This window comes from Pseudomonas sp. GM55 (assembly GCF_000282395.1).
Taxonomy (GTDB): domain Bacteria; phylum Pseudomonadota; class Gammaproteobacteria; order Pseudomonadales; family Pseudomonadaceae; genus Aquipseudomonas; species Aquipseudomonas fluorescens_CC.
Window position 1 is genome coordinate 1 of record NZ_AKJJ01000022.1, and the last position, 8,105, is coordinate 8,105.

The window sequence follows — 8,105 nt, forward strand, 5'->3', positions numbered from 1 at the left end:
GCCACTGTAGGAGCAATCAGCCATCAGTAATGCGCGCGCAGGCTCAGGGTCACGGTGCGCGGGTCGCCGTAGAAGTTGGTGCCCCAGGAGGCATCGACGCGGTCGTAGTACTTGCGGTCGAACAGGTTGTTGGCGGTCAGTGTCGACGACAGGTTTTCGTTGAATTTGTAGCCGACCTGCGCCGTGGTGACGGCAAAGCCGCCTTGCTGGAACTTCACATCACGCTGGAAGTAGGTGTCGCTGACCACACGCACGCCACCGCCAACGCTGAAGTCCTTGAGCGGACCGTCGGTGAACTCGTACTTGGTCCACAGGTTGAAGTTGTGCTTGGGCGTGATGGTGCTGAAGGTCTTGCCTTTGTTGGCCTGGTCGCCGTCCAGGAACTTGGTGGAGGTGTAGGCGTAACCCGTGACGATGCTCCAGTTATCGCTCAGGTTGCCGCTCAGCTCAGTTTCCCAACCCTGGCTGCGTGCCTTGCCTTCGGTCATGTAGGCACCGGAGGTGTTGTCGTATTCGGCGCGGTTTTCATCGTAGATGCGGAAGGCGGCGATGCTGGCGTTCAGGCGGCCGTCGTAGAATTCGCGCTTGAGACCAATCTCGTACTGCTTGCCTTCACGCGGGCCGACCGGCTCGCCGTTCGTTCCGATTTCGCTTTGCGGTTTGAACACGCCGGTGTAGCTGAAGTAGGTCGACAGTTCCGGGGTGATCTTGCCGATGACTGCGCCGTACGGCACGACCTTGCGGTTGATGCTGGTGTGGGCCTGGCCGAAGTTGTTGAAGAAGGCGTTGGCGTTCTTCGCGTCGCTTTCGTACCAGGTCACACGGCTGCCGCCGATGACATCGAGCCAGTCGGTGACGTCGAACTTGGCGCGGGTGTAGACGCCGTACTGATCGGACTTGGACCAGTTGCCATTGACGTGCGCATAGTCTTTGCGGGGAATGTCGATGCTGCCCGGATCGAACACGTTGATCGGGAAGTACTCGCCGCCGCCGTAGGTGAAGTCCTTGTCCAGGTGCTGGTACTCGGCGCCCAGGGTGAACTCGTGCCGGCGATTGGCGAACTCGAACGGCGTGGTGACGAAACTGTCGACACCGATGGTCTTGATGTGGGTGTAGTAGTCGTAGGCCACGGCCCAGCTGTCACCGGTGGCCGGGTCGACCGCGCCGTCGACCCAGGTGAAATTACGCTCCGGGGTTTCGGCATCACGGTAGGTCAGCGTGGTCTTGAACTGGCCACCGTTGTCCAGTTCGTGGTCGAGTTCGGCGAAGGTTTCCCAGACTTTTTCGTTGAGGGTGTTCCACTTGGCGTCGAGGAAGGTCGAGCGAGGAACGTCGAGCAGTTTGCCGTCGGCGTAGGCCGGCAAACCGAACGCCGGGGTGGAGTTGTTCTTCTGGTAGGCGCCACCGACCGACAGGGTGGTGACCGGGTCGAGGTCGAATTCCAGGCGGCCGTAGACCATCGGGCGTTCGTTCTTCGCGTAATCGACGAAGGACTTGTTGTTCTCGTAGGCGGTGATGAAGCGACCGCGCACGGTGCCCTCGTCGTTCAACGGGCCGGTGACGTCCACCGAAGAACGGTAGCGATCATAGGAGCCGGCGGCCAGTTCACCACCGAGGGCGAATTGGCTCAGGGCGCGCTTGCGTACCACGTTGATCGTGCCGCCGGGTTCGCCAGCGCCCTGGTACAGGCCCGAGGGGCCGCGCAGCACTTCGATGCGGTCGTACATCGCCAGGTCGAAACTGGTGGCCATGTCGCCCTGGGCGGTCGGCTGCGAGACGCCGTCGACCTGCACCTGGTCAACGAGGAAGCCGCGCATGAAGATGTCGCTGAGGCTGGAGCCGGAGTTGTAGGTCTTGATGGTCACGCCGGTGACCTGGCGCATGGCGTCCTGCAGGCTGTTCAGGTTTTGGTCGTCCATGCGCTGGCGCGTGACGACGGACACCGACTGCGGGATGTCCTTGAGCTTGATGTTGCCCTTGCCGATGGTGACTTCATTGGTGGTATAGGAGTGCGAGCCTTCGGTGGTCGGTCCCAGCGCCAGGCCGGTAATGGACGTCGCACCCAACTGCAATGCACTGGAGTCAGCGGTCGATGGCACCAGCGACACGGTGTTGCCATTCAACTGAAAATTGATGCCGCTCCCCAGCAGCAAGGTTTTCAGTGCCTGTTCCGGTTCCATGTCGCCGGACACCGCCGTGGACTTGATGCCGTTGACCAGGTCCTGGTTGTAGAGAATCTGCAGGTTGGTCTGCTCGCCCAGCTGGCGTAATGCACTGGCCAGCGACTGGGACGGCACATTGACGTTCACCGGAGCAGCCTCGACCTGGGACGTTCCCAGCAGCAACAGGGTCAACAGCGCGCCCGGCACGACCGTTCGGAATTTCTTTTGCCGTTCGATGGCTAATGCCAACGGTGCGCGGGACAGAGTAGGGCTTTGCATTGCTCGAATCGCTCCAGAATGGTGTGTGCAGTTTTTTAGTTAATGATAATTATTATTAGACGTACCACTTTGGCTAAACCGGAAAACAAACTTCAAAAAAACAATGATTTGCGCGCGGCAATGACCTTCAGGCCGTTGCGCGCTCGGTGACGACCCGGCCCGATTCCATGCGCACCAGTTGATCGGCCATGTCGAAATAGCGGTCGTCGTGGGAGATGACGATGATGGTCTTGCCCAGGCGTTTGAGGTCCGGCAGCAGCTCGGTGTAGAAGATGCGGCGGAAAGTCGGGTCCTGGTCGGCGGCCCATTCGTCGAACACCAGCACCGGGCGTTCTTCCAGCCAGGCATTGACCAGCGCCAGGCGCTTGCGCTGGCCGGTGGACAGGTCGGTGGTGGTGAAACTGCCGTCCCTGACGCTGACTTTGTGCGCGATCTCCAGCCGTTGCAGGTAGGCGTTGGCATCTTCGGGAATGTGCCGATCGCCCTGCACCACGTCATCGAACAGGTAGTAGTCGGCAAAAATCGTGGTGAACAACTGGCGGTAGTCGTCGCGATTCTGCGCATCGACGCCTTGGCCGTTGAGCAGGATCGAACCTTGCTGTGGCGCGTAGAGCCCCAGCAGCAGCTTGATCAGCGTGGTCTTGCCGCAGCCGTTTTCACCGACGATGAACACGATGTCGCCTTGCCCGATGCTCAGGTTCACCGGGCCCAGGCGAAAGGCGTCGCTGCCGGGTGCGGCGGGGAAGGCGTAGCTGACGTTGTTCAACTGCAGGCTGTCGACCACGGTCGGCCGGGTGTCGTTGTCGTTGAGCAGCAGGTGCGGCTCGGGCGAGGAGAACTGGCTCGACAGCTCGGCGATACGACGGAAGGCAATCCGTGCGCGACTCACGATCGGCAAGGTGCTGACCAGGTGCTCGATCGGGCCTTTCATGTACAGCAGCACCAGCACGAAGCCGCTCATCACCGCTTTGTCGGCGCTGGGCCAGAAGGATTGCAGGGCCAGCGCCAGGCCGATGACCACGAAGAACAACATAGAGCCCAGGGTCTTGGCGATCACGAAGGTGTTGATCGAACGCACTTGGGTGGCGCAGATGAAATCGGCGGTGCCCTGGATGCCTTTGACGAACATGCGCTGGCGGCGCGGGCGGTGGATGCGCAACTCCTTGGCGCCGCCGGCAATGGCGTTGTAGTGCTTTTGCAAATCGTCTTCGGCGTCGCGGGCGGCCATGAAACCCTGGATGCCCTTGCCCTGCGCGTAGAACTGGATGCCGGTGCCGATGGCAATCGCCAGCGCCATCATCAGGAACATCGGCCACGACAACATTGCCAGATAACCCATGCAGCCGAGGGTCACGGTCAAGGAAATCGCCAGCGGCGCGAAGGCGAAGGCGAAGTCGCTGATGGTGTCGACGTCGTGGGTCAGCACCGGGATCAGCCGGTGGCTGCGGTAGCGCTCGATCTGCTCGATGGGCGCCGAAAGGACCTTCTCCCCAAGCGTTTTACGCAGCCTGGCAATGATGTGCTGGCCGACATGGTTGGTGCCGATATCCGAGCAGATCGAACTGCCCAGGGCCAGCAGGCACAGACCGCCGAACAGGGCCACCACGCCTTGGGTCAGGCCGTCCGGCGAGTGCAGCGCATTGTTGATGGTCGCCAGCAGCACCGTCACGCTCAGGCCGCCGACCATGCCCAGGACAATGGACACGGCGACGATCAGTCGAAACGGTTTCAACAGGGCCAGTAATTCGCCGATGGCGCCTCGGGTGGGCTGGGTCATGGCAGACAGTTCCTTGGGTCGTAAGGCAGATACCCAGTAGAACGTCTGGTGGAGGGGTTAATTTAAACCGCAGGAGACAGGTGGCGAGGCGGGTACACAACACTGTAGGAGCGAGCCTGCTCGCGATGGCGGTCAACGATAACGCTGGGCACCTGAATCAACTCGGTGCCCTTGGGTTTTTCGCGATTTCAGGCTCCCACAAGGGGAAGGGGGGAGGTCAGAGAGTGCGTACGACGCGGAACCCGATCCAGTCGCCACGGGTTTGCGGGTCGATGTCGTTGCGGTTGCCAGAACGCGAAAACACCGGTGCTTCGCCCCAGTCGTTGCCGCGGGTGCGCAGGGTGTCGCAATCGGGTTCGGTCCAGGCGCTGCCGTCGGTGGGCGCGCCGACATAGTCCGGGTGGTAGCAATCGGCGATCCATTCGTAGACGTTGCCATGCATGTCGTACATGCCAAAGGCATTCGGCGGATAGCTGCCGACCGGGGAGGAATGGCTGTAGCCGTCGGTGGGTCCGTAGGTGTTGGCGTGGGTGGCGATGCTGTACTCGGTGCCGGGGTCGAACGGGAAGGGGAACGGTCCCGTTGACCCGGCACGGGCCGCGTACTCGCGTTGGGCCTCGCTGACGATGTGATAATGCTGGCCGGTCTTGCGCGACAGCCAGGCGACATACGCCGTGACTTCGGCGAAGTTCATGCACACCGCCGGCTGACGCGGGCCTTGGGGGTAACTCGGTTTGCCATTGGTGCAGGCCCGGCCGGGACGGGTATCGCCATCGGGCAGGGTGACCCCGGTTTCCTTCATGTATTGGACCCATTCGCCGGCGGTGATCTGGTAACGGCTCATGGCGAAGGGTTTGTCGAATGTCACCTCATGCATCGGGCCTTCATCCGGCTCGCGGCCAACTTCGCCTTCCGGGGTGCCCATGGTGAAGGTGCCGGCGGGCAGCACCACCATTTCCGGACAGTGGCGGCAATCCTTGAAGACCTTGCCCGGCAGCGGTGCCGTGTACGCCTGGGCGAGGCTCGGTACGGCACTGCCGAGCAATACCAGTAGCATCAGGGCGCCGAGGCGTTGTAAGGATTGCCTGTACAGGATGTTGTTCATAAGGGTTCTCGCTAAAGGAAATCGGCGGTTCAGAGCTTGCTGGCCATCAGCTCCATCAACTGGTCGATGTGCGCTTCGGTATTGAGCAGCCCCGGTGAAACACGAATGATCGGCCCGACATCACGGTCCACGGCATCGCACACCACACGGCGATCCATCAGGAAGTTGGCGACCTCCTCGCAATCCTGGTGCTTGATGCGGAAGAAGGTGAAACCGGCGGAATGCTCCGGTGACAGCGGTGTGACCAGTTCCACCGACGGGTGCGCCTGCAAGCGCTTTTTCAGGTAGCTGTTGATGTCGTGAATGCGCGTCGCGACTTCGGCTTTGCCCAGCTCCAGATGCAGCTTGAAGGCTTCGGTCAGCGCCCAGCGGTGTTCGAACGAGTGGTAACCGCCGTAGGTCATCACGGTGGAGAATTGGGTGGCTTCGGAGAAGGTCGGGATGGTCGGGGTCACATCCTTGAGCTCGTCGGAGCGGGCGCAGATGATCCCGGTGCCCCGTGGGCCGAACATCCATTTGTGGGTGCCGGCGATGAAAAAGTCGCAGTGCATGTCCGGGAAATCGACGTTCTCCACGCCGAAGCCGTGTACGCCATCGATCACGTAGAGGATGCGGTCCTTGTCTGCGCGGCCACGGTTTTTCTCTTCCACCAGTTTGCCGATCTCGCCGATGGGCAGCTTCACGCCGCTGCCGGAATGCACCCAGGTCATGCCGAGTACGCGGGTCTCGGGGCGAATGTTGCGTTCAATCGCGGCCAACACTTCGGCGGTCGAGACCTTGTACGGGTCTTCGAACAATCTGATCTTGCGAACCTGGGTGCCGTCCTTCTGGGTGCGGTATTCGAACACACTGTTGGCGGCGTAGTGCTCGTGTTCACTGGTGAGGATTTCCTGGTCCGGACGCACGTGGATGCCGGCATAGATCATCGCCAGACCTTCGGTGGTGCTGCCGGTCAGGGCGATCTGCGACGGCTTGGCTTTCAGATAGCGACCGGCCCACACGCGCACATCTTCTTCACGGCGTTCGGTTTCGCCGCGATGCCAGTCCATGGCCAGGCCCGGGTTGCGATCGAGGTTGGCGCGGTGCATCTCGATGGCTTCACGCACCGGACGCGGGTGCGAGGACACCAGGAAGTTGGCGAAGTGCAGGTAGTTCGGGTCCTGCGTGAACAGTTGGCGCAACTGGTCCCATTTGTCCTTGGGCAACGGTGCGGGGCTTGCGGCCAGTGCGGGCAGGTTGACGGCCGAGGCCAGGGGAATGCCGGCTGCCAGAATGCCGGCCTGCTTGAGGAATGAACGACGGTTGGTCATGGGTTCGGTTCGCTTTGGCAAAAGGAAAAATCAGTTCTGCACCACAGGCCGGGAAGACTTCTGCACCTGGTCCCAGACCCGCAGGAAGTTGCCGCCCCAGAGCTTGGCAATGTCGGCTTCACTGTAGCCGCGGCTGATCAGTTCGGCGGTCACGTTGCGGGCCTCGCTGACGTCTTTCCAGCCGTCGAGGCCACCGCCGTCGTTGAAGTCGGAACTGATGCCGACGTGGTCGATACCGATTTTCTTCACGGCATAATCGATCGCATCGCCGTAGTCCTTGAGGGAGGCCTTGGGTTCTTCGTCGAGGATCGAATAGAGCTGGCTGGCGTATTCGCCGAAACGTTGCTCGGGCCAGACGGTGATCACCGGATCGCCGGGCATCATGGCCATCTCCAGGCCTTGCAGCGGTTGCAGATCGAAGCGCGCGCGCAGGGCGTTGAGCTTGTCCTGGGTGGCCTGGCTCAGCGGGCGGATGTAGGTCGGGAAGCCGACAATCTGCACCACGCCGCCGCTGTTCTTGATCAACTGCATTTCCGCGTCACTGAGATTGCGCGGGATGTCCACCAGCGCTCGGGGTGCCGAGTGGGAGGCGACCATCGGCGTGCGGCTCAGTTGCGCGACTTGCTCCAGGGCCTTGGTCGACATCTGCGACACATCGATGATCACGCCCAGGTCGTTGAGGCGATGGACCGCCTGCTTGCCAATGTCTGACAGCCCGCCAAGGGCATCGCGCGAATCATTGAAGAACGGCAGCGGCCGCGATGAATCGGCCCAGGCGTTGTTGCCCACGTAGCTGAAACCGAACATGCGCATGCCTCGCGCTGCCCACTTGTCCAGGGCGTTGAGGTCATTGCCCAGCGGGTAGGCGTTGAGCATGCTGATGAAGATCGCGAACTTGCCTTCGCCATGCAGGCGCCGGAAGTCGTCGGGGGTGTAGGCGATGGCCACCTGATTGGGGAAATCACGGACCATCGCGCTGATGATCTTGTAGCGGGTTTCCTGCTCGTGTCGGGCCTCGTCAACGAAGCCGGCGGTAGGCCGATGGGGCGCGTTGGCGCCGTTCCATATTTCCGGCCAGCCGAAGATCGTCAGCGCCGCACCGGACAGGCGCCCGCGGCCGGTCTTGACCAGATCGAACTGGCCCTCGCCGTCCTTGTCGACTTCGTTGCCGGCGGTGCCGAAGTCCATGGGCACGGTGATGTGGCTGTCGAACGAGAGGATGCGCTCCTGCAATTGATCGGCCTGTTTCATCACCTTGACCGGGTAACCGGGATTGTTCTTGAATCCGTATTCCCAGGCTGCAAGGCCTGCCCCCGCGCTGATCGCCAGGGCCAGCGGCAGGCCGATGAAAAGAGCCTTTTTCGAAGGTGGTTTTGTCATTGCCGTCTCAGTCAGGTTCGCCGTCGGGGATCAGGCGCAGGGGCCTTTGCTATCTGGGGGAACGAGTGGCTGGTCGGATAATTTAGCGAAGC

5 protein-coding genes are annotated in these 8,105 nt (G+C 61.6%); all 5 read right to left on the reverse strand.

What is annotated here, in order from left to right; genetic code table 11:
* Window positions 1-23: 23 nt before the first annotated feature.
* The gene (locus PMI31_RS03470; RefSeq protein ID WP_008016262.1) at window positions 24-2,441 is read right to left on the reverse strand and encodes a TonB-dependent siderophore receptor; all 2,418 of its coding nucleotides are present in this window, start codon (window positions 2,439-2,441) and stop codon (window positions 24-26) included.
* 127 nt (window positions 2,442-2,568) lie between these two features.
* Complete coding sequence (locus tag PMI31_RS03475; RefSeq protein WP_008016263.1) at window positions 2,569-4,218, reverse strand: cyclic peptide export ABC transporter; 1,650 nt, start codon at window positions 4,216-4,218, stop codon at window positions 2,569-2,571.
* Between the two features lie 217 nt (window positions 4,219-4,435).
* On the reverse strand, window positions 4,436-5,323 hold the full coding sequence (pvdO, locus tag PMI31_RS03480; RefSeq protein ID WP_008016264.1) for a dihydropyoverdine dehydrogenase: 888 nt from the start codon (window positions 5,321-5,323) through the stop codon (window positions 4,436-4,438).
* 29 nt (window positions 5,324-5,352) lie between these two features.
* On the reverse strand, window positions 5,353-6,633 hold the full coding sequence (gene pvdN / locus PMI31_RS03485) for a pyoverdine-tailoring periplasmic protein PvdN (RefSeq protein ID WP_008016265.1): 1,281 nt from the start codon (window positions 6,631-6,633) through the stop codon (window positions 5,353-5,355).
* A gap of 30 nt (window positions 6,634-6,663) precedes the next feature.
* Window positions 6,664-8,013 carry a pyoverdine-tailoring dipeptidase-like protein PvdM gene (gene pvdM, locus PMI31_RS03490; protein ID WP_008016266.1) on the reverse strand — a complete coding sequence of 450 codons (1,350 nt, stop codon included), beginning with the start codon at window positions 8,011-8,013 and terminating at the stop codon, window positions 6,664-6,666.
* Window positions 8,014-8,105: the final 92 nt, after the last annotated feature.